Raw genomic sequence first — 429 nt, forward strand, 5'->3', positions numbered from 1 at the left:
GTCCCCGTCCACTGCGCGATCGTCTTGTCACGCCACCGCCCTGCCGGTGGAGGATCGCTCACCGGCGAACTTGGCGGCCGCGACACCCAGCGCGATGGCGCTGAACGTCCCGCACCACAGGATCCAGGCACCCGCGTAGTACAGCAGCCACAGCGCGAACCGGAGTTGGATCACGATGAACGGGATCAACGCGATAGATCGAAAGGTTCGCAGGTCGCCGGCTCGGTACAGGATCTCGGCGAGGACGCAGACCGCCGCAAGCACCGTGAAGAACGGCAGGTTGTGCCATTTCAGGGCGTTGGTCCAGTAGGACTCACCCGAAACCCAGCTCATGCGTTCAGACGCGTAGTAGCCCAGTACACAACCGGTCAGCCAGTAGATCGTTGGCGCCGAGGCTGCCCGCGACAGCAGGCTGCGCCTGCCCACGGG

General features: G+C 65.0%; 1 protein-coding gene. It reads right to left on the minus strand.

Annotated features, from left to right (window positions below):
* Nucleotides 1-27: 27 nt before the first annotated feature.
* Nucleotides 28-429, minus strand: a 402-nt coding sequence (locus AC1DYG_RS19925; protein WP_477641577.1) for a hypothetical protein, incomplete at its 5' end; no start/stop codon positions are given.

This window comes from Pedococcus sp. P1_H8, assembly GCF_056405175.1.